Consider the following 24190-nt stretch of genomic DNA (forward strand, 5'->3'; position numbering starts at 1 on the left):
AAATAAACCCAGGATCCCGCCGGCCGTCCAGGCTCGGCCCGCCCTGGGTTTTATTCCACGAAAGACGACAGCATCATAACGAACGGCCCTAAGGAAAGGAGACTGGATTCCATGTCTACGCAACCGAAAAGAACCGCACATATCATTTCGCACACACATTGGGACAGAGAGTGGTATCTGCCATATGAAAAGCATCACATGCGTCTCATCCGCCTGATGGATGTGCTTATGGATACACTTGAAAACGATACGGAGTACAAAAGCTTTTATCTGGATGGACAGACCATTATTCTCGAGGACTATCTGCAGGTCCGTCCGCAGCAGAAGGAACGTTTGGAGAAATACATCCGTGAAGGGCGCATTTTCATCGGCCCATGGTACATCCTGCAGGATGCCTTCCTGACCAGCGGCGAGGCGAACATCCGCAATATGCAGATCGGGCACAAGGATGCCCGCCGTTATGGCCAGATTTCCAAAATCGGTTACTTCCCCGACACTTTCGGGCTGGTAGGCCAGACGCCGCAGCTCATGCGCCAATCCGGAATCGATAACGCCGTGTTCGGACGTGGGGTGAAGCCGACCGGCTTTAATAACACGGTAGCCGATTCCGATTATGAATCCTCGTTCTCCGAGCTGATCTGGGAAGGACCGGACGGCTCCCAGGTGCTGGGCATCCTGTTTGCCAACTGGTACAGCAACGGCAACGAGGTTCCGGTTGATCCCGAAGAAGCCAAGATATTCTGGGACAAGAAGCTCGCCGATGCCGAGAAGTATGCCTCCACGCCGGAGCTTCTGTACATGAACGGCTGCGACCACCAGCCGATTCAGACAGATCTGGCGCAGGCAATGGAGACGGCACGTTCCCTGTATCCGGATACGGAATTCGTGCATTCGAATTTCCCTAAGTACCTGGAAGCGGTAAGGGAAGCCAAGGAAGGCGAGCTGTCCGTTGTACGCGGCGAGCTGCGCAGCCAGCGTACCGACGGCTGGGGTACGCTCGTGAATACGGCTTCGGCTCGCGTATACCTGAAGCAGATGAACCAGCATGGCCAAGCGCTGCTTGAGAAAGTCGCTGAGCCGCTGGCTTCGTATGCCCGTCTCGCCGGTCAGGAATATCCGCATGACATGCTTACCTATGCCTGGAAAACCCTGATGCAGAATCATCCGCATGACAGCATTTGCGGCTGCAGCGTGGACGAAGTCCATCAGGAAATGGTTACGCGCTTTGCGAAAAGCCAGAATGTCGCCGAGTCTATCATCGAAGAGAGCAAGCAGGCGGTTGCAGACGCGGTGGATACATCCGTGTTCGCGCGTTATGGCGAGAATGCAGTACCATTCGTGGCGTTTAACACGACCGGATGGAAACGCAGCGGAACCGTGTCGGTTGATCTCGACATCGAGCGCGCCTATTTCCGTGACGGAGGAACGCTGGAAGAGATGAGCTCCCGGATGAAAGAGCTTGATCTCGGTCCGCGCGCCGTCGTGGATGCGGAGGGCCAGCCGGTGGCATTCACGCTGAAGGACCTGGGTCTGCGCTTCGGCTATGATCTGCCGGACGACAAGTTCCGTCAGCCGTTTATGGCTCGCGCGGTTCGCATTACGTTCGAAGCCAGCCGGATTCCTGCGCTTGGCCTTAAAGCTTATGCGCTCGTGGGAGGAGTGGCTGCTGAAGGCCTGTCCGTCCAGCAGGGCACGCTCGTCAAAGAAGGGCGCGTCATGGAAAATGACAACCTTCGGGTGGAGGCTGCTGCGAACGGCAGCATTTCGATCACTGACAAACGCACGGGCCGCGTATACAGCGACCTTTTGATCTACGAAGATACCGGGGATATCGGCAATGAGTACATGTACAAGCAGCCGGAGGGAGAAGAGGCGCTGACAACAAAGGATCTGACGGCCTCCATCCGCGTTGCAGAAGACACGGCTTTCCGTGCTGTCTTGGAAATTACCCATGACTGGGCCATCCCGGCCTCCGCGGACAAGCTGCTGGATCAGGAGCAGGTAGAGCTGATCTATTTCCCTGAGCGCAAGGCGCAGCGGGTCAAAGAGACCGTTCCGATGCAAATCCGCACACGGGTTACATTGGAGCGGGAAGGTCAGGGCGTCAAGATCGAATCCAGCTTCAACAATCAGGCGAAGGATCATCGCGTGCGCTTGCTCATGCCTACGGATCTCGATGCGTCCAATCACCATGTGGATTCCATGTTCGAAATTGCGACTCGTGACAACAATCCTGCCAAAGAATGGCAAAATCCTAGCAACGCGCAGCATCAACAGGCATTCGTGGATGTCAGCGGCGAAGGAGCCGGTTTGACCGTGGCGAACCTCGGCTTGAACGAATACGAAGTGCTTCAAGACGGGCGCAACACCATTGCCGTGACGCTGCTTCGCTCGGTGGGCGAGCTGGGCGACTGGGGACATTTCCTGACACCGGAGGCCCAGTGCATCGGAGAGCATACCGTCCACCTGGAGATCATCCCTCACAGCGGTGACGGCGTCGATGCAGGAGCCTACCAGGAGGCCTACCAGTTCCAGATTCCTTGGACGGTAACCCAGACGGGGCTGCATGCCGGAAACATTCCTGCAGAGCATACGGCGGTTGCCTGGGAAGCGAAGAATTTGGCTTTCTCTTCCTGGAAGGTGAGCGAGGAGTCCGGCGACGACATGCTGCGCTGGTACAACATGAAGCCGGAGTCCGGCGTGCTCAGTCTATCCGTGGATAACGGCTCTGTGTACAAAACGTCAATTCTCGAGGAACCGACGAAGGATCTGATCGTTCTGCACGATGGACGAGCCGAGCTTGCCGTAGGACCATGCGAGATCATAACGACGGGTATCAAGCAGCTTTCTTAATCAGCAATGGCTTTTTCGGAGGAGGGACGAGCAGCGTTCCTTCTCCGAATATTTTTCCTTAGAGGAGTTTCACCGAACTTGAGCGAATAAGAAATACAGATAGCGTAATTTTTTTCATTGACAGATGATTTTGTTTCCAGTAAATTTGAACGTATTATATTAAACCGTCATTTGTGTCAGATAACCTGACACAGAAAATAATAGTTTTACGATGTAAGCGGTTTACATTCTTGTGATCACTCCCGACTCACCATTTCTAGTTCAGGCATCCTCTGCTTTTAACATTAAAATTCGACATGAAATGGGCAGCCTTTTCTAAACAAACCCTTTGATGGCGCTAGTTTTGGATCATTAAAAAAATTTAATTCCAAGTGCCCAAAAAAAATATTGACGTGATATAAATTTACACGTATTATTTACATTAAATTTATGTAGGAAGTTTTAACCAGTCGGTTTATAGGAACTCTTGCTGAGTTCAATTGACCGATGGTCATTTAAAGCATTAATGCTTTATTGCGTTATTAGGTATATGTAAATTTGTCCGGTGTGTTCACAATTTCAGTCGTTTCTGATCAGGTCGATACCGGAAAATGCTTCTCCTAACATTTGGATATATTAATTTTTAATATATTGTTTCACCTGTTGCCGTCACCCTTGTTTTTGCATTTGCGGAATACAAGAGGGGGAATTGCTTCAAACGTAATTCGGGGGTCAGTAGAACGAATTCAACACAGGTGTAAGTCCCTAATAGCCAAGCGGTCCTGTACCGTTTGAACTATTAGCAAGGTCTTGGGATGCTCCATGCAGCTACTGCAGGTATCCATCATTTTTATTCTCAAAGGGGAGGAATATGGTAAATGGCAAGTAAGAAAAAATGGTTGTCGTTAATGGTATCATTGTCTGTTGTCAGTGCACTGTTTGTAGGCTGCGGCGATTCCAAAACTGCAGATGCTCCGAAAGACGAGCCTAAGAAAGAAGAACCAGCTGCGAGCGAGAAGCCGGCTGAAAACACTGGGGAGCCTAAACAAGGCGGAACTTTGACCGTTGGTACGTTCTCCGACATCGTAAACGTGAACCCGATCTTTGTACAAGATACGGCTTCCGGCGATGCTGAGCAATTCCTGTATGCCAAACTGTTCGATTATGACAAAGAGGGAAATGTCGTAGCTGAGCCATGGTCCTTGGCCGCTGAGCCTATGAAAATTTCCGAAGATGGTTTGACGTATGAAATCAAGCTGAAGGACAACCTGAAATGGAGCGACGGACAGCCAATTACAGCTGACGACGTGAAATTCACGCTTGAAACCATCATGAATCCGGAAACGGGTTCGCCAGCAATCTCCAACTTTGACAAGGTATCCAAAATCGAAGTTGTAGATCCTCAAAACCTGAAAATTACGATGAAGCAAGTATATGCTCCATTCAAATACAGCCTTGCTGCTGAAATTGCACCGCAGCATGTGCTCAAAGACATTAAAGTTACAGAAATGCAAAAAAATCCATACGGTACAGATCCAGCCAAAACCGTTACAAGCGGACCATGGAAATGGACAGAATGGAAACAAAAAGAATATTTGAAATTCGAAGCAAACGCGGATTACTGGGGTCCTAAACCAAACATTGCAACGGTTGTCTACAAAATCTATGCTGACCAAAACACTGAGGTTCAAGCACTGATCAAAGGCGACATCGACCTGGTAAGCGGCGTTCCTGTAACTCAGCTGGACGCAGTTAAGAAAAACGATTCCATCAATGTTGCATCCCTGCCAGGACCGCAATATGAATTCGTAGGTCTGAACCGCAAACCAGAAAACTTCAAGGACAAATTCGTTCCTTGGGAAGGCCAAAAAACAAGACAAGCGATGGCTCATGCCGTTAACCGTCAAGGTATGGTCGACAACGTTCTGAAGGGCGTTGGACAGCTGATGAACGCTCCGTTTATGCCTAACTCTTGGGCAGATCCTGGTGACGCGGCTGTAAACTACCAGTTCGATCCTGAAAAAGCGAAGCAACTGCTTGCTGAAGACGGATGGAAAGCCGGCAGCGACGGCATTCTGGTTAAAGACGGACACCGTTTCTCCTTCGAATTGCAATACAACTCCGGCAACAGCCGTCGTGAGCAAGTATCGCTCGTTATGCAGCAAAACTTCAAGGATGTTGGTATCGAAATGATTCCTAAAGCGATCGACTTCGCTGCATGGAACGAGCAGAACCTGACTCCTGGTAAATTTAACGCAATCCTGCTTGGCTGGTCCCTGAACAGCCCGGATCCGGACGGCGAATCTACATTCAGTTCCAAGTTCTATGCTCCTACGGGACAAAACATGGTCTTCTACAAAAACGATAAGCTCGACAAGTTGTGGGAAGAAGGAACGAAAGTCGTAGACCAAGAAAAACGTAAAGAAATTTACAAAGAAATCGCAACTGAAATTTCTACCGATCTTCCATACATCTTCTTGTACCAATACGGTACACCGCAAGCGCACAGCAAGAAAATCAAGTTCAAGGAAGAGGATGCACCAATCTCTAACTTGGCTTACGGAGAGTTCTTCCATGTAATCAACTGGTGGATGGACGACGCAAAATAATTCGTAAAAATAGGGCACAAACGGGTGCTGGAGGGGAAAGTTCTTCCCCTCCCCCTTTTTTGCGTTTTATCTAAATCGCGGTTTTGGTGTGTAAATTTGTTAGGAGGATCAATTATGACTGAATATCTCATCCGCCGCATACTGCAATCCATACTAGTGCTTTTTTTGATCTCGCTGGTAACTTTCGGATTGATTCATGCAGCTCCCGGCGGACCTACCCAAATGATGATATCACCCGGCATGTCTCCAGAGGCAGCTAAAATTCAGGCACACAATTTGGGTCTTGATAAGTCGATACCAGAGCAGTACTGGGTATGGATTAAAAACCTGATGACAGGCGATCTCGGCAAGACATTCAAAAACAATATACCTGTCGGGGATATTCTGTGGCCGACGATGAAAAACACCTTTGTCCTTATGGCCTTTTCCTGGGTACTCTCCATGGTAATAGCAATCCCTTGGGGGATTTATAACAGTACAAAGCCTTACGGTATTTCTGATCAAACGGCAAACTTTGTATCCTATATCGGATTTGCGATGCCGGCGTTTTGGTTTGGTATTATTTTGCAGCAGATATTTTCGTTACAGCTCAACTGGCTTCCGTTATCGGATATGTATGCCATGGATAAGCAAGGCAACTTTATCGATTTGTTGTACCATTTGATTCTGCCATGTTCCGTTCTCATATTGGCCAATCTGGCGGCTTATTCTAAGTATTCGCGTTCCAGCATGCTCGAAGTATTGGAACAGGATTATATTCGTACCGCGCGCGCGAAAGGTGTCCCTGAGCGCAAAGTAATTTTCCGACATGCACTGCGTAATGCCCTAATTCCGATAATTACAGTGTTGGGTATGGAATTGCCTGCTCTCGTCGTTGGTGCCGCATTAACTGAAAGTGTATTTAACTGGCCTGGCATGGGCCGTCTATTTGTTGACATGGCTAGAGCGAGAGAGTACTCCGTGTTGATGGCAATCGCCCTTGTAACCGCCGTCGTGGTGGTCCTGGGCAACCTGATCGCTGATATACTTTATAAACTGGTCGATCCACGTGTTCAGCTTGGACGTAAGGGAGGAAAATCCGCATGAGTGACATGAACGCAATGTCCGCGCCGAATGTGCAGCAGTCCGTTGAACCACAGGTGCCGGAGAACACTCCGCTTCCTCCGAGCGACAAACCACCGGGTCCATGGAAAACGGTGTGGACCAAATTCAGAAAAAACGGCTTTGCGATGACAGGCCTTGTCGTATTGTTTCTATTTATTCTGGTCGCTATTTTCGCGCCTTGGATAGCTCCATACAAGCCAGACAGGATTGATCTTATGATCGCCAACCTGGCTCCAGGAACGGATAACCATCTGTTGGGTACGGATGAAGTCGGGCGGGATATTTTCTCTCGCTTGGTTTACAGCAGTCGTATTTCCATGTTCATCGGTTTCTCCGTCGCAGCAATTACGGTCATCATCGGCTCCATTATCGGGGCGGTTTCCGGCTACTTCGGCGGATGGGTTGACGCCATTTTCATGCGCGTTGTCGATGTCATGAACTCCATTCCAACGCTATTCCTGAACATTCTCGTTATGGCTATTTTCGGTACAAAGATATCATATATGATCATGATCTTGGCATTTACCAGCTGGACCGGCGTCGCCCGCCTCGTACGGGGTAACTTCCTGCAGCTGCGCGAAATGCAGTATGTCGAAGCTGCCAAAGCGATTGGCGTTTCCAACGGGGGCATCATTTTCAGACATTTGATGAGAAATGCAAGCTTTCCGATCATCGTTAACGCTACCTTGATGGTAGGCGGCGCTATTTTGTCCGAGTCCGGCCTTTCCTACCTGGGTCTGGGCATTCAAGCTCCGGCAACAAGCTGGGGACTCATGCTGAGCAACTCGCAGGAGTTTATGCTGATCAATCCTATGCAGGCGGTTTATCCGGGTCTTTGTATCCTGATTGTCGTGCTTGCTGTTAACTTCATTGGCGACGGTATCCGTGATGCCCTCGATCCAAGACAGAAAAACCCGCGGAGGAGGTTAGCTAAATGGCGGAAAAACTTCTCGAAGTCCGAAATCTGACCACAGGCTTTTTAACGGAAAAGGGTTTTGTGAAAGCGACGGACCGTATCTCCATTAATATTGAAAAGGGGAAAACGCTATGCCTCGTCGGCGAGTCCGGCAGCGGTAAAAGCGTCACCTCTTTGTCCATTATGCGTTTGATCGATTATGCCGGCGGCGTCATCCTTGAAGGCAACATTAACTTTAAAGGACAGGACCTAGCGGCTAAGAAGCAAGAGGAACTGAAGGATATCCGCGGGAATAAAATCTCGATGATTTTCCAGGATCCGATGTCGGCTTTGAACCCGGTCTTCACGGTCGGGGAACAAATTGCCGAAAGCTTGCGTCTCCACCAAAACAAAAATAGTGACGAAGCCTGGAAGGAAGCCATCGATCTGCTTCGCATGGTCGGCATTCCTTCTCCAGAAATTCGTGCAAAACAGTACCCGAACCAATTGTCCGGCGGTATGTGTCAGCGCGTCGTCATCGCCATCGCCCTGGCTGCGAAGCCGGAGCTGCTGATTGCCGACGAGCCGACAACGGCGCTTGACGTAACGGTACAGGCACAAATCCTGGAACTGCTTCAGGACCTGAAAGAGCAACTCGGCACTTCCATTCTGCTGATTACCCATGATATGGGCGTCGCAGCAGAAATGGCGGACCATATTGCCGTTATGTATGCGGGAGCGATCGTGGAGCAAGGAACGGTGGAAGAAATATTCACGAATCCATCCCACCCGTATACGGTAGGACTTTTGCAATCCATCCCTGGCTTTGAAGGGGAGCGCGGCGGGGAATTGTACACCATAAAAGGCACGATTCCGGCGCTGGGCAATCTGCCGCAGGGCTGCCGCTTTAACCCGCGCTGCCCGCACGTGATGGACAAATGCCGCCAAGTGGAGCCGGGAGACATTCAAATCGGCAGTGAGCATTTTACGAAATGCTGGCTGTATGAGGATAAAGACAAAGCAGCAGCCGGGAAAGGGGAACGCATCCATGGCTAAGAATTTGGTTGAAGTCAATAACGTTAAGAAGTATTTCCCTATCCATAAAGGCCTCTTGAACCGTGTTGTCGGCAACGTTAAAGCCGTCGATGATGTATCCCTCTCCATTCGTGAAGGGGAAACCTTTGGCTTGGTAGGAGAATCCGGCTGCGGCAAATCGACGCTCGGACGCGTCATTTTGCGTTTGCAAAGCGCGACGGATGGTTCGGTTGTCATTAACGGACGTGACGTTCACAGCCTGAGCAATCGAGAGCTGAACAAAATGCGCGAGGAAATGCAGATCATTTTCCAGGATCCGTTCGGATCGCTTAACCCGCGTTTTCTCGTTAAGGACGTCATCGGAGAGCCGCTGAAGATTCATACGAAAATGTCCGGCAAAGAAATCGATGACCGCGTCGTGGAATTGATGAAGCTTGTGGGTCTCGACCCGACACGCCGCAATCGTTACCCGCATGAATTCTCCGGCGGTCAGCGCCAACGGATCGGGATAGCACGCGCCATCGCTTTGAAGCCGAAATTCATCGTAGCGGACGAAGCCGTATCGGCCCTTGACGTGTCGGTACAGTCGCAGGTTATCAATCTGCTCATGAAGCTTCAGAAGGAAATGGGACTTACCTTCCTGTTCATCGCCCACGGTCTGAATGTGGTACGTCACATTTCCGACCGCGTCGGCGTCATGTACCTCGGTAAAATGGTCGAAGTTGGTGAAACGGAAGCCCTGTACGCCAGCCCACTTCATCCGTACACGGCGGCGCTGCTTTCGGCTATTCCGAAGCCGTCTCCAACCAAAAAGCGGAACCGCATTGTTCTGCAGGGGGATGTGCCGTCACCGGCGAATCCGCCGTCAGGCTGTCGCTTCCATACCCGTTGTCCTTTTGCTCAAGCAAAATGCAGCCAAGTGGAACCGAAGCTGGAAGAAATTCTGCCAGGGCGCCAGGTTGCCTGCCACTTCCCGATCGGCGTGGAAGGCGGCTCGGATCTGAGCAAGCTGCAGACGACATAATGAACACAGGCCGGATTGGGGTCCGCCTGAGCGTAGTTTAAATACGAATTGCCATCAACAGCCTTGTGCCAGAGTTTCTGGTCACAGGGCTGTTTTTGTTAAGCGTCGGATTTTTCTTTTATAAATAGTCAGGCGTGAATAATCATGTGATTGACTGTGGGTCAGAACAGGTATATATTCTAACTGAAAAAAGAGTTCAAAGGCGATATTATAGGCCCCTCCGTTTAGACAACGGGCTGAAACGAACATAATGAACGGAGCAGCTCATATGGCTGAAGAGAACAGGATAAGGTTACGAAGTTCATTCATACTCTTTATTTACATAAGGGAGGGACGATTCCATGCAAAAAAAGCTGCAGGTTTCGCTGATTATTTTTGCGATCGGCGTGTTCATGGCCGCACTGGATAACGGCATCATTACTTCGTCGCTGACGACGCTGATCTATTCCTTTGGCGTCAGTCCGACATGGGGCGCTTGGACGATTACGCTGTATACCCTCGGACTTGCGGTCAGTGTCCCGATCGCCGGCAAGATGTCAGACCGGTATGGGCGGAAGCGGCTGTTTATTATTGAAGTCAGCTTATTCGGTATCGGCTCGCTGCTGGTCGCATTAAGCCCGAACTTCACCTTTTTTCTGATCGCACGGCTGATTCAAGCGCTTGGGGGCGGCGGCATTTTCATTATTGCTAGTTCTTATGTTCTGGCAACATTCCCGCGAGAGCGTCATGGACGCTCGCTGGGAATGCTGGGCGGCATGAATGGCATTGCCTCGGTGCTGGGCCCGAATATTGGTTCTTTTATTCTAGGGGCCACAGGGAATTGGCACTGGCTGTTTCTCATCAATGTGCCGATAGCCATTTTGTTGTTAATCTTCGGCATTCGTTTCATCAATGAAGAGCAGGAGCATAACCGCGCGAAAATGGACTGGAGCGGTATTTCCGTTCTGATTCTGGGCGTGCTCGGCTTGATGTACAGTTTCACCAATTTGGACGGAGTCAACATAGCCGACAGCTTGCTGTCCTGGAAGTTCTACGTATTCTTCTTGGCGGCGATCCTGCTTCTGGTCATCTTTTATTTTATGGAGAGACGGCTGGAGCATTCCGATACCGAGCCTGTCGTGCCTGTTCATCTGCTGCATCAATCGACGTTTCGCTGGGCGCTGCTGATCGCGTTCTTCTCCGGAGCCATCCTGGCATCCGTGATCTTCCTGCCGGGCTTCGTGGAGCAGTATCTGAACGTCAGCAGCACGGTGGCCGGCTACTGGTTCACACCAGTGGCGCTGGCTGCAGGAATCGGGGCGGCCGGGGGCGGGTTCCTGGTCGATAAGAAGGGGCCGACGTGGACGATCGCTCTCGCGAGCAGCCTGGGGATCATCGGCTTTCTGTTATTTGCGGTCTGGGTGCAAAGCATCTGGCAGATGATCATCGCTGGCGTATTCGTGGGCATCGGCTTCGGCTCCATGCTCGGCGCGCCCGTCAATGTCCTTGTGACAGAGGAGGCCGGCGAGAAGAATAAAGGGATTGCGGTTGCGACCAGCTCGCTTGCCAGGCAGATGGCGATGGCGATCGCGCCAACGATTTTTGCAGGCTTCCTCGCCCGTTCCTTCATGAACATCGGCAGCCATATCCAGCAGGGATTCGCGGCCAGCGGTATTCAGGTGCCAGCGGATGCCATGCAGAAATTCGTCCCGCAAGGAGGGGCGGCAGAAGGCAGTGATTTCCACAGTATATTGGAAGCTTTCCGCGGCATTCCGGATGAAGGAGTGCGCGGCATACTGCTCCATGCCCTGCATGTAACGGTCAAACAGGGTTATAACGGTCTCTTCTGGTCTGCACTTGCATTCAGCGCGCTCTCGCTCATATCGGCGCTAATCCTGGGCGCTATCCGCAGAAAAAAGGCTGCGCATCACGAAGTAAGCGAGGCCTGAGGAAATAAGGTACTGTTCCGAGGCTCTGCCACTGAGGCAGGGCCTCTTTTGCGTCTTGTAACCGATACGGTAAAAATGCAATTATTTAACGGCAAAGGAACCATTTTTTCATGGTTCGACACCGAAATACGGTTTCTTTTTGTAAAATTAGCGTTTACAATGTTAATGTCGTTTGTCTATGACGAAACTGGTCTTAATCTAGCTTGCGTCAATCATTCCATGATCCGTTTATATAAAGAAGGGAGGCCAGATAACTCCGTTTTTTCTAGATTTTAGGACTTTTATTCTAAATAAAAGAAGGAATCATTAAATGAAAAAGAGAACAAAAATATATATATCCTTAGCCGTAATTCTGCTGCTGGTTGCAGGGAGCGCCTTTGCCTTCCGCAAGCAGCTGGCGGTGATGGCGTTCGATCTGTTTCTTTCCAAGCGGGTGGAGAGCTCGCTGCAAAAATCCTACCAGCCGCTGGAGTCCCAGGACAACACGCCGAGCAAGCCCGCCGAACCGGTGGTCTATGAAAACAAGCCTTTTTCGGTCATGCTGCTGGGCTCCGATCAACGCAAGGACGAACCTGCGCGTTCGGATACGCTCATTTATGCGGTTGTACGCCCCAAAGATTCCAAAGTACTGCTCATTTCTATTCCCCGCGATACGTATACTGAGATTATAGGCAAGGGAAAAAAGGATAAAATTACGCATGCCTATGCTTTCGGCGGTCAGCAGATGTCCAAGGATACGATCGAGGCTTTCCTGGACCACAAGGTGGATTACTACGCAACCATCAACTTTCAGGGCCTGAAGGATGCGGTTAACGCGCTTGGCGGCGTCGAGCTGCCGATCGGGAAGGATATCGTGAACAAGGGTTACGATCATGAGAAATTCACGATCAAGGCTAATAAGCCGATCTATACGGGCGAGGAAGCGCTGAACTACGTGCGTTACCGCGAGGACAGCGATTTCAACCGGACCAAGCGGCAGCAGGTATTCCTGGATGCCGTCGCGAACCGGATGCTGCATCTGAATCAGATCTCGAAAATTCCCGAGCTGCTCGATATCATGGGCGACAACTTCCAGACCGACATGCAGCCGAAGTTCATCATCGATTTGGCCAAACAGGTATTAACGGGATCCGAAGCGCAAATCTCCAGTTATACGATTATGGGGGAAGGCATGAAAATCGACGGCATTTACTATGATGACCCGAATGAGAAAGATGTCGAGAAGGCCAAAAAGCTTATTGATAGCTGGAAAAATCCCAACACTTCACCGGAGCAGCTGATGGAGCCGGATGACACGGATGACACAGATAACAAAGATGACAAAGCAGAGGTAAGTACAGTAAAATAATGTATGGGTACGTTCTGCAATAAGAATGTGAACATCAGCAGCCACAGGTGCGGCTGCTGATTTTGTGTCCGCCTGAAACAGTGCCGGGATAGAAATGTAAGAAGTTATAACCATTTTATATAGGAGAAGCTTGAAGAAGGGCAGAGGAGGATTAACCCCACATGAATATAGCGTTTTTTCTGCTACCTAAACAGGAGGTCGTTACCGTAACGATGGACTCCACGCTGCGGCAGACGCTGGAACGGATGGAGTATCACAGGTACACAGCGGTTCCGATACTCAGCAAAGACGGCACGTACGCCGGTACGGTAACCGAAGGTGATCTGTTATGGCATATGAAAAACTCAAACGGCCGAGTGAACTTTGAGAATGCATCCAAGTTTTTGCTTAAGGATGTGCCTCTTAAGGTAGATAACAAGCCGGTGTCCATTGATGCCAATATGGAAGATTTGATTAACCTGGCCAAGGTCCAGAACTTTGTACCGGTTGTGGATGACATGAACCGTTTTATCGGCATCGTCCGCAGAAGCCAGATTATCGAATACTGCGAACGGTTCGTATCCAAAGAGTCGAAGGAATCCATGAATTCCCGCTAAGACGAACTTCGGTTTTGGCGAGGTCATGAACTTATCTCTTACCGATATTTGATGATGGCAATTCAATCGTTTGCGATTAATGGAGCGCCTATAGGCATAAAATGATAAAAAGACCTGCTTTTGATTCAAAGATCCGCAGGTCTTTTTGCCGCAGGCTGAAAAAGCCCGGCCTGACGGGAGATTTTCGTGAGCCGCAGTTTTTTATGATATAATGGAGAATAAAGCTTTTTTCAGGGAGTGTGACCTTCAGACATGCCAAAGGATTTGGATGTAGCCAAACGGGCGAAAGTCATCGAATGGCTAAAAACCGAAGTGGTTGACAACGTATCGAGGCTGTTCAAGGCATTATGGGAAGGCAGCACGACCCGGGTGGGTGACAGTCTAGCCAGTTTGATCATGAGTTCTTACATATTGGCTCGCAGGCTTGGGATGTCTTACCGGGATCTGGATGATCTTTTGCTCGAGAAATTAAAGAAACATAAACAGGAAGGCCACCAGCTTGAGGACTGGTATCAGGATATTTCCGCGCTGGAAGAACATATGCGTAAGAGGTGAAGACATTGAAAATGCGCTGGACAACGGTAGTATGGAGCGCCGTTTATCTGCTATTGCTGCTCTCCTTACTATCTCCTTTCTCGATCGTGACGGTATTTTTTCTGATACTGCCCGCCACGGTTCTTTTTGCAACACTGAGTACGAGAGCTTTTCTGCTGCATGTCATACCGGTATGGCTGATTGCGATGATCGTCCATCCGGTGAATCTGCTGCTGGCCGTGTATTTCGTGATTCCCGCGATCGTCATGGGCCGGGCATACAAGAAAAAAGCCCCCGCCCTGCGCACATTGATGATGGGAGCGGGCACGATTTTGGCCGAAATGCTGGTACTGCTGCTGATCGGTACGGTCTTTCTGAATTTCGATCTGTCCAGCTATGTGGATGACATTGTGAAAATGACGATGTCGCCGCTGAAGGATGTCGGCGGAAACAATCCGCTCATGAACGACATGAGCTGGACATCCGAAGACATGCAGATGGTAAGCAACGCGACGATGCAGATGATACCTTTTGCGATGATTATCAGCGCTTTTATGATGGCGGTCATCACGCATGCGCTGGCGCGTCCGATCATTGCGAGCACCGGCTTCCATGTACCTAAACTGAAACCCGCACGCGAATGGATGCTGCCGAGATCGCTGATTTGGTACTATCTGATCGGTGTCGTGATCGAGGTATTCGCGCGCAGCTCCAGCAATTCGTTTCTGATCATGATTGCCGCGAATCTGGTGCCGCTGCTGCATATTTGCTTCATGATCCAAGCTATCGGATTTTTCTATTATCTGGCTTATACGAGAAAATGGCACCCGGTTGTGCCTTTGCTGATTGCGATACCGATCCTGCTGTTTCCGCCGATGCGGATTATCGGGATTCTGGATCTTGCATTTCCGCTGCGTCAATTTATGACTAAATCAAAACGTTAGGGTGGGAGTCATGCCTAAATTTCTACAACAGCGCTGGCACGGCTATTATACCGTCTGGGCGTTTCTGCTCATGCTGCTTCTGGTCATTATCGTGACACGGTACAACTGGCCGCTCGGCATCATCAGCCTCATTCTTGTGGCGGCGCTCTGCTACCTGTTGCTGAAGGCGGAAATGCGGTATCGGAATAACCTGCTGGAATACATCAACGGCTTGTCTTTCCGTGTCAAAAGGGTCGAAGGCGAAGCGATCAGCACCCTGCCGTTCGGAATCGTGCTTTACGGCGAGGACAAGACGGTGGAATGGAATAACCGGTATGTATGCAAAATTTTCGGTCAAAAATCGCTTGTCGGCGACTCGCTTCAAGAGCTCTTCCCGTCGCTGGCCTCTACGATGGGCGACAAAAAGGACGGCCATAAAGAGGGCCATAAGGATGCACACAAGGATGGAAATAAGATTTTCCATACCGAGATTAAGATCGGCGAATCCTATTACCACTTGATGCTGAATACCGAAGAACGCCTGGTTTATTTGTATGATGTGACCGAAATGGCCGTGCTACGCGAAAAGTATGAAGCCGAGAAGCTGGCGATCGGTATTATCATGATGGACAATCTCGACGAGGCGGCACAAGGAATGGACGATCAGCAGCGCACCTCCCTGATTGCCAAGGTGACAACGGAGATCACGGAGTGGGCTAAGCATTATGAAGTATATTTGCGCCGATTGTCGTCGGACCGGTATCTGATGATGCTGAATTATAAATCGCTTCAGGAGCTTGAAAAAAGCAGGTTCGTCATTCTCGATGAAGTGCGCGAGATGACGGCTGAGCTGAAAGTGCCGATGACGCTGAGCATTGGGCTCGGCTTCGGCCCGGAAAGCATCAGCGAGCTGGGCGAGCTGGCCCAGTCTTCCCTCGATATGGCGCTCGGGCGGGGCGGGGACCAAGCCGCGGTCAAGGCCGGACAGCGTCTGTCCTTCTACGGCGGCAAATCGAATGCAGTCGAGAAGCGCACGCGGGTACGGGCCAGAGTCATTGCCCATGCGCTGCGCGACCTGATCCAGGAGAGCGACAAGGTGTTCATTATGGGACACCGTCTGCCGGACATGGATGTGATCGGAGCTTCCATTGGGGTGCTGAAGGCGGCCCAGATCTACAATGTCGAGGCCTATATCGTTCTGCCGGGCACGAATCCGTCCATTGAACGGATGATGGCGCAGGTGCAGAAGGATGAGAAGCTGGTCGAACGGTTCATTTCGCCCGAGCAGGCACTTGGGATGCTGAATCCGCATAGTCTGCTGGTCGTCGTTGATACGCATAAGGCCTCCATGACGATGGAGCCGAAGCTGGTGCAGAACGCCAGCCGGATCGTGGTCGTGGACCATCACCGCCGCGGCGAGGAATTCATCAACGATGCCGTGCTGGTCTACATGGAACCTTATGCCTCTTCGGCCTGCGAGCTGGTGACCGAGCTATTGCAATATATCCATGAAAAAGTCCAGCTTACGCCGATGGAAGCCACCATGCTGCTGGCCGGCATTGCCGTGGATACCAAGCATTTCGCGCTCCATACAGGGTCGCGGACATTCGAAGCAGCTGGGTTCCTGCGCCGCAGTGGTGCGGACACGATTCAAATCCAGCGAATGCTAAAAGAAGACCTGCAGGAATATCTGGCAAAGTCAGATATCATTAAGCATGCTAAAATGGTATATGATCATGTCGCTCTTGCAGTAACCGAGCCGGGAACCGTCATCCCGCAGCTGCTGATCGCCCAGGCGGCGGATACGCTGCTGAATATGACCGATGTCGTGGCATCATTCGTCATTAGCGAGCGGCCGGATGGCCTGATCGGCATCAGCGCGCGTTCGCTGGGCCGGATGAATGTTCAGGTCGTCATGGAACGGCTGGGCGGCGGCGGACATTTAACGAATGCGGCCGTCCAGCTGAAGGGCAGCGTAGAAGAAGCCGAGGAGAAGCTGCTTGAGGTTCTTGGGCAAATTGAGGAGAAAGAGGGGTTGTTCGAATGAAAGTGATTTTTTTGAAAGACGTTAAGGGTCAAGGTAAAAAGGGACAAGTGAAAGAGGTCTCTGAAGGATATGCTGGCAATTTTCTGCTGCCGCGCGGGCTTGCTCGCCTGGCGACGGATGGAAATATGAAAACGCTGGAGAATCAGAGTGCAGCGGAGCAAAGACGCAAGGAGCAGGAAAAGGAAGAAGCGCAGCAGCTCGGCAAAAAGCTGGAGGATATGATGGTTCAGCTGAAAGCGAAGGCGGGCGAAGGCGGGCGGCTGTTCGGAGCCATCACCAGCAAGCAGATCGCCGAGGCGCTTGCGGAGCTTGGCGTGAAGGTCGACAAGCGTAAAATCGAATTGGAAGAACCAATCCGGCACCTGGGCGTAACCCAGATGACGGTTAAGCTGCATCCTGAAGTGAAAGCAACGCTTAAGGTTCAGGTTACGGAGGAATAAGATGGGCGGAGAGCTCTTTTTCGACCGGATTCCCCCGCAAAACCTGGAGGCAGAGCAGGCGGTTCTAGGCGCGATTCTCCTCCAGAGTGAAGCGATGATCACCGCGATGGAGCGGGTGCAGCCGGAGGACTTCTACGACGCGCCGCATCAGCTGATCTATGAAGCGATGATCCAGCTCGGAGAAGAGAATCAGCCTGTTGACCTGATTACCCTGACTTCACGGCTCCAAGACAAAGGGCAGCTGGAGGATGTCGGCGGTGTCAGCTACCTTGCGAAGCTGGCCCATGCCGTACCGACCGCCGCCAACGTAGAATATTATGCCCAAATCATCGAAGAGAAATCGATGTTGCGGCGTTTGATCCGGACCGCAACGCAAATTGTCAGTGAAGGCTATACTGGCGGCGAGGATGTCTCCGGCATGCTCAGCGACGCCGAACGGAAAATCCTTGAGATTTCCAATCGGCGGACAGGCAGCGGCTTTGTTGCCATTCGCGACGTATTGATGGACGTCTTCGACCGCGTTGAAGTTCTCCATCAGCAAAGCGGGAGCACGACCGGGATCCCGACGGGTTTCGTCGATTTGGACAAGATGACCAACGGCTTTCAGCGTTCCGACCTGATTATCGTGGCTGCGCGTCCTTCTGTAGGTAAGACGGCGTTTGCCTTGAATATCGCTCAGAACGTCGCCGTAAGGGCCAACGAGACCGTAGCCATCTTCAGTCTGGAGATGTCCGCGCCTCAGCTGGTCAACCGGATGATCTGCGCGGAAGCCAACCTCGATGCGAACATTATGCGGACGGGCGATTTCAAGACCGATGACGATTGGGCCAAGCTGACTATGGGCATCGCGTCGCTTGCCGAGTCCGAGATCTATATTGATGATACGCCAGGCATTACGGTTGCGGATATCCGCGCCAAATGCCGCCGGCTCAAGAAGGAGAAGGGCCTTGGCATGATCGTGATCGATTACCTGCAGCTCATTCAGGGGCGCGGCAAGGCCGGCGAGAACCGCCAGCAGGAAGTATCCGAAATTTCGCGTACGCTGAAGCAGATTGCGCGTGAGCTGAGCGTGCCGGTCATTGCGCTGTCCCAGCTCAGCCGGGGTGTCGAGCAGCGCCAGGATAAGCGTCCAATGATGTCCGACCTTCGGGAATCGGGTTCCATCGAGCAGGATGCCGATATCGTAGCCTTCCTCTACCGCGACGATTACTACAATCAGGAGACGGAGAAGAAGAACATCATCGAAATCATCATCGCCAAGCAGCGTAACGGTCCGGTAGGCACCGTGGAGCTGGTGTTCCTCAAGAACTTCAACAAGTTTGTCAATTATGAAAGGGCGCATGCCGAACCATTTGCCATGTGACCGGTGCATTTATATATCCCTATGCGTTTGCCGAGAAGGAAAATGCGAATATGTAGTTCTATTTCCGAACAATCGTACATACCCATGTGCGATTGTTCGTTTTTAATTTGACTTTAAAAATGGGGACTGGTACACTGGTAATGCTGCTTTGCGAATCATGAGAATTGTTTATGTTCCGTGCAGCGATATGCATAGAGTTTCGGGTTTTCGTGCAAAATCCATAGAAATTATTAAAATGAGGTGCGAAAGCAGCACCAAGCGGAGGAATGAACATGTCAACAGTAGTCGTTGTGGGAACACAATGGGGAGACGAAGGCAAAGGCAAAATCACGGACTTTCTCGCGGAGAGCGCCGATGTGGTGGCCCGTTACCAGGGCGGCAACAATGCCGGACATACCATTCTGATTGACGGTAAAAAATATAAGCTCACGCTAATTCCATCCGGCGTGTTTTATTCGGATAAGGCTTGCGTGATCAGTAACGGCACGGTCATTAATCCGGCTGCACTCATTGATGAAATTAATTACATTCATGATAATGGTTTCACAACGGAAAATCTGGTTATCAGCGATCGCGCGCATGTGATCATGCCTTACCACCTGGTCCTGGACGCGCTTGAAGAGGACCGTAAAGGCGATAACAAAATCGGAACGACACGCAAAGGCATCGGCCCTTGCTATATGGATAAAGCAGCCCGTAACGGCATCCGGATTGTCGATCTGATGGACGCCGAGGAATTCGAACAGAAGCTGCGCCCTCTCATGGCAGATAAGAATCATTTGATCCAGCAGGTCTATGGCGGCGAACCGCTTGACGTTGAAGAAGTGCTGAAGCAGTACCTGGAGTACGCGGAAGTGCTGCGTAAGTATGTGAAAGATACTTCGGTCGTGCTGAACGATGCCATTGATGCGGGCAAAAAAGTGCTGTTCGAAGGCGCTCAAGGCGTCATGCTGGACATCGACCAGGGCACATATCCATACGTGACTTCTTCGAACCCGTCTGCGGGCGGCGTATGCAACGGCTCCGGCGTGGGCCCATCGCGCATCGAGCAGGTCATCGGGGTTGCGAAGTCTTACACGACTCGCGTAGGTGACGGACCGTTCCCGACCGAGCTGGACAACGAAATCGGCCATTATATTCGCGAAAAAGGCCATGAGTACGGTACAGTAACCGGACGTCCTCGCCGCGTCGGCTGGTTCGACAGCGTCGTGGTACGCCATACCCGCCGCGTCAGCGGCTTGACCGGCTTGTCGCTGAACTCGCTTGACGTGCTGACCGGCCTTGATACGGTTAAGATTTGCACCGGCTACAAATACCGCGGCGAAATCATCACGCATTATCCGGCGAGCCTGAAGATGCTGTCCGAATGCGAAGCGGTGTATGAAGAAATGCCAGGCTGGCATGAGGACATTACCGGCGCGAAGACGCTGGAGGATCTGCCTGAGTCGACCCGCAATTACGTGAAGCGCGTGTCCGAGCTGACCGGCATTCCGATCGCGATCTTCTCCGTCGGCCGCAACCGCAGCCAGACGAATCAGATTCTGCCAATCTACTAATTTTAAAAGGATATGCAGTAGCCGCTACGGTGAACGGATCGTTTCTCCGATCGCTGTTGCCCCCAGATTTTTTTGATTATATTTTCATGGAATAAATATGGGGACAAAGGCGAGCGCTGCGCTTCTTCAAAACGATTTCGTCCCTCTTCGCTATCGCATATCTCATTTAAAGATTAGAAGAAATAAACCCTTAAAGCCCATTCACCGGAGATTTCCGCCGGTGAATGGGCTTTTTTTCTATTAAGAGATTTAAAGCCGCCCGAATCCGTCAATACTTCTAATAACCGAACGAAAGCATAGATTTGCCTTGAACGGACGCATCGCGATGATAGGCTGATATCTTTGGTTCAATATATCCAAGCATGGTGTGGCATAAAGGAGGCAGGCGGCATGAAAGTAACACGTTGGCTGGTCAAAACCGTCCTGACGGTGGTCCTGATCAGCGGGCTGACCGTACTTACGACCGGAGCGATTGTAAACAGCTATGTGCAATCGCTGCTAGCGAGCTTTAATATCACGCTGGAGGGGCAGTCTCTCAGCCTCGGAGGCATGATGAAGGGCATGCTCGGTTTCAAGAGCGGCAGCAGTGCAGACAAAACGAGCGGAGCAGGCGATACGAAGGAATCCCCGGAAACGCCGGATGATAAGGAAACGAGCCGTTCGCCTGAAACGGGCGCAGCGGGATCCCTTACGGGTGATAGCATAGACAGCACTTCAGGCAGCAGCACTTCAAATAGCAGCGGCTCCGGCAGCGCAAATACGGAGACGGACGAATCCGGCGCAAGTGAAAAGGCAGGAACCGGCGGAACCAAACCGGGAAACGGGGAAGCGCCGATTGATGCCTTGCCGGTAATGGGGCAGGGACTGCTTGGGGAATCGGCGGCAGGGAGCCAGTCCGCCCAGGATCAACAGGTCGTGATCAGTCCGGACGATGTGGCCAAAAAGAAGCAGGAGCTGACCAATAGTGAGAAGGAGCAGATTTTTACTATTCTCATGACAAAGCTCCCTCAGCCTGAAATGCAGAAGATTTCAACCGCTATGGAGGATGGGCTGACCGAACAGGAACTGCAGGCGATCGAGGACTCCATAGCCCAATATTTAAGCACGGAGGAATTCAACGTCCTGAAGCAAATGCTTGAGCAGGAATAAGGGCCTTTCCAAGTTATGGCACCGAGGTATTCACACCGGATTTACAATTGAACGCAGGGGAAATATCAGTAAATGTTATTTTTTTGTCACCATTTGGCATTGCCGCGTTTGGAGACAATATGTACCAAACCCGCTCTGGGAGCGGGTTTATTTGCTAATTGTGAAGAGTTGAATTGTGAACGGACCTTGTGGTAAAGTAGACGAGGGTGTAAAAAGGTATCAAAATTTTAACCTTTTTGTCTATGGATTTGTAAAATCCGTGGCCCCGATACGCAAAGCACAAGGGAGAGTACTATGAAAGGTTTGAATGGTTTTCGCCAAACGGAAGAGAAGCGGACAGAAGCAAATTCGGCGGCTTCCGGGCACGAAGAACATGACGGCATGAACACTTCTACCCTGGATGGGCTGAAGCGGGGACGATGGAATGCTGCCCGGAAATGGATTGCAGGCACCGTAGGCGCTGCCGTGGTCATTACCGGCCTCGTATTTGCAGGCAATCAATATGTCGACGCCAAGACGGTCCCTTATTATCATGTGTACATACACGGGGAAGAAATCGGAACCATCGATGATCCGGCGCGGATTGAACAATTATATAGCCGGAAACGGCAGGAATATCAGGAGAAATACCCGGATGTGGCGATGGGTCTCCATACCGAAGGGATCACCACGAAGTTGGAAAAGGGCTTTAATGCGGAGCCCGAAACCCAGAAGACGATCGATAAGCTCGGTTCGATGCTGAAGGGCTACGCGGAAGGCGTGGAACTGAAGGTGAACGGCAAGGTCGTGGGCATCGTGAAGGATCAGGCCACGGTGAACGCCGCGCTGGAGAAAGTGAAGCAGAGGTACGCTCCGCAAACGACGGCGTCTGCCGGTGCAAATGGCGGAGTGATGAAGAAGCTCTCGGCCAGCACCACGGCCAAGCCGCAGAAGACGGCAGCCAGCCCGGTCAAATCGGTGAAGATCGAAGAGAAGGTTACGTCCGCACCGGTGGAGACGGATCCGAACAAAGTGCTGACTGCGGAAGAGGCAGCCAAGCTGCTGATTACAGGCAAGGATGCTCCGCTGCTCTATACCGTGGAGGAGGGCGATACAATCAGCTCGATTTCAAGCCAGTTCCGGCTCAGCCAAAAGGAGATCTTCGCGAACAATCCGCAGATTAAAGAAAAGTATTTGCAAATCGGTGACGAGCTGAAGCTGACCGTACCGAAGCCTCCGCTGACGGTCACGACGGTGGAAAAGGTATCCGAGCAGGTGGCGACGGCGCCCGACATTGAAATCCGCAAGTCCAAGGACCTTCCGGCGGGCAAGAGCAAAGTCGTTCGTCCGGGTCAGGAAGGCTTGAAGGTCATGAACTATGTCGTTACGAAGAAGAACGGCAAAGTCGTGGACGAGCAGTGGGTGGGCCAAAGCGTCGTGAAGGCCTCCCTCACCGAAGTCGTGCTTCAAGGGACGAAGGTTCCGGGCAAAGGCTCGGGACGATTCGCTTGGCCGGTCAGCGGCCCCCGCATCTCCAGCTCCTACGGTTCGCGGTGGGGCAAGATGCATAAGGGCCTCGACATCGTATCGGGCAACCGGGCGATTAAAGCTGCCGATGACGGTACCGTTACGTTTACAGGTCAGATCAGCGGTTACGGCAACGCGATTATTATCAGCCATGGCAATGGTTACGAAACGCTTTACGGGCATTTGAAGAGCATCTCGACCCATAGAGGAGCCCGCGTGAACCAGGGCGACAAAATCGGCATTATGGGCAGCACCGGCCGTTCCACCGGTACCCATCTCCATTTTGAAATCCATAAGTCAGGCTCCATTCAAAACCCGATGAAATATTTGAATTAAACACGAGCAAGTGCACTACACGTTCAGCACTCATACACGAATATGATCGATAAGCACTGCCTCTTTCCTTGGGGGCGGTGCTTTTGTTTTCAAGAAATAAGAAGATATATCCATAGGGAAAGCGCCTTGGCAGGATGTGACGTGAAGCCAGGTATGGTAAAATGAAAGAAGGACTGGACAAGTTCGGATGAACGAGGTGAAGAGCGGATGCAGGGAACCATTCTGGTGGTGGATGACGAACAGCCCATTGCCGATATTTTAAAATTTAATTTGGAAAAAGAGGGTTACGAGGTCATCTGCACCTTCGACGGCGTCAGCGCGGTCGAGATGGCATGTTCCATTCAGCCGGACCTGATGCTGCTTGATTTGATGCTGCCGGGCAAGGATGGGATGGACGTGTGCCGCGAGGTGCGCGCACAGGGATTACACATGCCGATTATCATGCTGACCGCCAAGGATGGCGAGATCGACAAGGTGCTGGGTCTGGAACTCGGGGCCGATGACTACGTCACGAAGCCCTTCAGCACGCGTGAGCTGCTCGCGCGGGTGAAAGCTCATATGCGGCGCCAGACGAAGCCGTCTGGCCCTGAGACCACAGCCGTGGCGGAGCCGGAAGCGAAGCAGGGCATTCAGCTCTTTGACCTTTTTATAGATACGGATATGTATTTGGTGTACAAGGACGGCGACGCGCTGGACCTGACGCACCGGGAGTATGAATTGGTATATTATCTGGTGAAGAACGCCGGAAAAGTCATGACGCGGGAGCATCTGCTCCAGGCGGTCTGGGGCTTCGAGTATTTCGGTGACGTCCGCACGGTGGACGTGACGATCCGCAGGCTGCGGGAGAAGATCGAGGAGAATCCGAGCAAGCCGGAGTACATTCTGACGCGCCGTGGACTCGGGTACGTCATGCGCAGTCCCAAAAACGGAGGCCTGTAAATGAAGTGGACCTCCTTTTTCCGCAC

The 24190-nt window shown here is 51.5% G+C and carries 18 protein-coding genes; all 18 read left to right on the forward strand.

Annotation, left to right across the window (positions count from 1 at the left end; translation table 11 throughout):
* The first annotated feature begins 111 nt into the window (after positions 1 to 111).
* On the forward strand, positions 112 to 2853 hold the full coding sequence (locus tag ACTHPM_RS16075; RefSeq protein WP_440396766.1) for an alpha-mannosidase: 2742 nt from the start codon (positions 112 to 114) through the stop codon (positions 2851 to 2853).
* An 857-nt stretch (positions 2854 to 3710) separates the two neighbouring features.
* Positions 3711 to 5441 (forward strand): peptide-binding protein, encoded by a 1731-nt coding sequence (locus ACTHPM_RS16080; protein WP_440396765.1) that lies wholly within the window; start codon positions 3711 to 3713, stop codon positions 5439 to 5441.
* 114 nt (positions 5442 to 5555) lie between these two features.
* Positions 5556 to 6527 carry an ABC transporter permease gene (locus ACTHPM_RS16085; RefSeq protein ID WP_440396764.1) on the forward strand — a complete coding sequence of 324 codons (972 nt, stop codon included), beginning with the start codon at positions 5556 to 5558 and terminating at the stop codon, positions 6525 to 6527.
* A gap of 14 nt (positions 6528 to 6541) precedes the next feature.
* Positions 6542 to 7513, forward strand: a complete 972-nt coding sequence (locus ACTHPM_RS16090; RefSeq protein ID WP_440396824.1) for an ABC transporter permease — start codon at positions 6542 to 6544, stop codon at positions 7511 to 7513.
* Positions 7480 to 8496, forward strand: a complete 1017-nt coding sequence (locus tag ACTHPM_RS16095; RefSeq protein ID WP_440396763.1) for an ABC transporter ATP-binding protein — start codon at positions 7480 to 7482, stop codon at positions 8494 to 8496. Before ACTHPM_RS16090 ends, ACTHPM_RS16095 begins: the two co-directional genes overlap by 34 nt.
* Positions 8489 to 9499: an ABC transporter ATP-binding protein gene (locus ACTHPM_RS16100; protein WP_440396762.1), complete on the forward strand. Its 1011-nt coding sequence runs from the start codon at positions 8489 to 8491 to the stop codon at positions 9497 to 9499. Before ACTHPM_RS16095 ends, ACTHPM_RS16100 begins: the two co-directional genes overlap by 8 nt.
* 341 nt (positions 9500 to 9840) lie before the next feature.
* Complete coding sequence (locus tag ACTHPM_RS16105) at positions 9841 to 11427, forward strand: MFS transporter (protein WP_440396761.1); 1587 nt, start codon at positions 9841 to 9843, stop codon at positions 11425 to 11427.
* A 310-nt stretch (positions 11428 to 11737) separates the two neighbouring features.
* On the forward strand, positions 11738 to 12775 hold the full coding sequence (locus ACTHPM_RS16110; protein WP_440396760.1) for an LCP family protein: 1038 nt from the start codon (positions 11738 to 11740) through the stop codon (positions 12773 to 12775).
* A 161-nt stretch (positions 12776 to 12936) separates the two neighbouring features.
* Entirely contained in the window at positions 12937 to 13371 is a 435-nt protein-coding gene (locus ACTHPM_RS16115) for a CBS domain-containing protein (RefSeq protein ID WP_440396759.1), read from the forward strand.
* A 252-nt stretch (positions 13372 to 13623) separates the two neighbouring features.
* Positions 13624 to 13926: a MazG-like family protein gene (locus ACTHPM_RS16120; protein WP_440396758.1), complete on the forward strand. Its 303-nt coding sequence runs from the start codon at positions 13624 to 13626 to the stop codon at positions 13924 to 13926.
* An 11-nt stretch (positions 13927 to 13937) separates the two neighbouring features.
* Positions 13938 to 14849: a DUF2232 domain-containing protein gene (locus ACTHPM_RS16125; protein WP_440396823.1), complete on the forward strand. Its 912-nt coding sequence runs from the start codon at positions 13938 to 13940 to the stop codon at positions 14847 to 14849.
* 10 nt (positions 14850 to 14859) lie between these two features.
* Positions 14860 to 16875: a DHH family phosphoesterase gene (locus ACTHPM_RS16130; protein WP_440396757.1), complete on the forward strand. Its 2016-nt coding sequence runs from the start codon at positions 14860 to 14862 to the stop codon at positions 16873 to 16875.
* On the forward strand, positions 16872 to 17315 hold the full coding sequence (gene rplI / locus ACTHPM_RS16135; RefSeq protein ID WP_440396756.1) for a 50S ribosomal protein L9: 444 nt from the start codon (positions 16872 to 16874) through the stop codon (positions 17313 to 17315). The genes ACTHPM_RS16130 and rplI overlap by 4 nt, the downstream gene beginning before the upstream one ends.
* A 1-nt stretch (position 17316) precedes the next feature.
* Positions 17317 to 18678 (forward strand): replicative DNA helicase, encoded by a 1362-nt coding sequence (dnaB, locus tag ACTHPM_RS16140; RefSeq protein WP_440396755.1) that lies wholly within the window; start codon positions 17317 to 17319, stop codon positions 18676 to 18678.
* A 272-nt stretch (positions 18679 to 18950) separates the two neighbouring features.
* A complete protein-coding gene (locus ACTHPM_RS16145; RefSeq protein WP_440396754.1) occupies positions 18951 to 20234 on the forward strand; it encodes an adenylosuccinate synthase in 1284 nt (427 codons plus the stop codon).
* A 390-nt stretch (positions 20235 to 20624) separates the two neighbouring features.
* Positions 20625 to 21383: a hypothetical protein gene (locus ACTHPM_RS16150; RefSeq protein ID WP_440396753.1), complete on the forward strand. Its 759-nt coding sequence runs from the start codon at positions 20625 to 20627 to the stop codon at positions 21381 to 21383.
* A gap of 294 nt (positions 21384 to 21677) precedes the next feature.
* Positions 21678 to 23225, forward strand: a complete 1548-nt coding sequence (locus tag ACTHPM_RS16155; RefSeq protein WP_440396752.1) for a peptidoglycan DD-metalloendopeptidase family protein — start codon at positions 21678 to 21680, stop codon at positions 23223 to 23225.
* 207 nt (positions 23226 to 23432) lie between these two features.
* Complete coding sequence (gene yycF, locus ACTHPM_RS16160) at positions 23433 to 24164, forward strand: response regulator YycF (RefSeq protein WP_440396751.1); 732 nt, start codon at positions 23433 to 23435, stop codon at positions 24162 to 24164.
* Positions 24165 to 24190: the final 26 nt, after the last annotated feature.

This window comes from Paenibacillus sp. SAFN-054, assembly GCF_051966755.1.
Lineage (GTDB): Bacteria > Bacillota > Bacilli > Paenibacillales > Paenibacillaceae > Paenibacillus_AQ.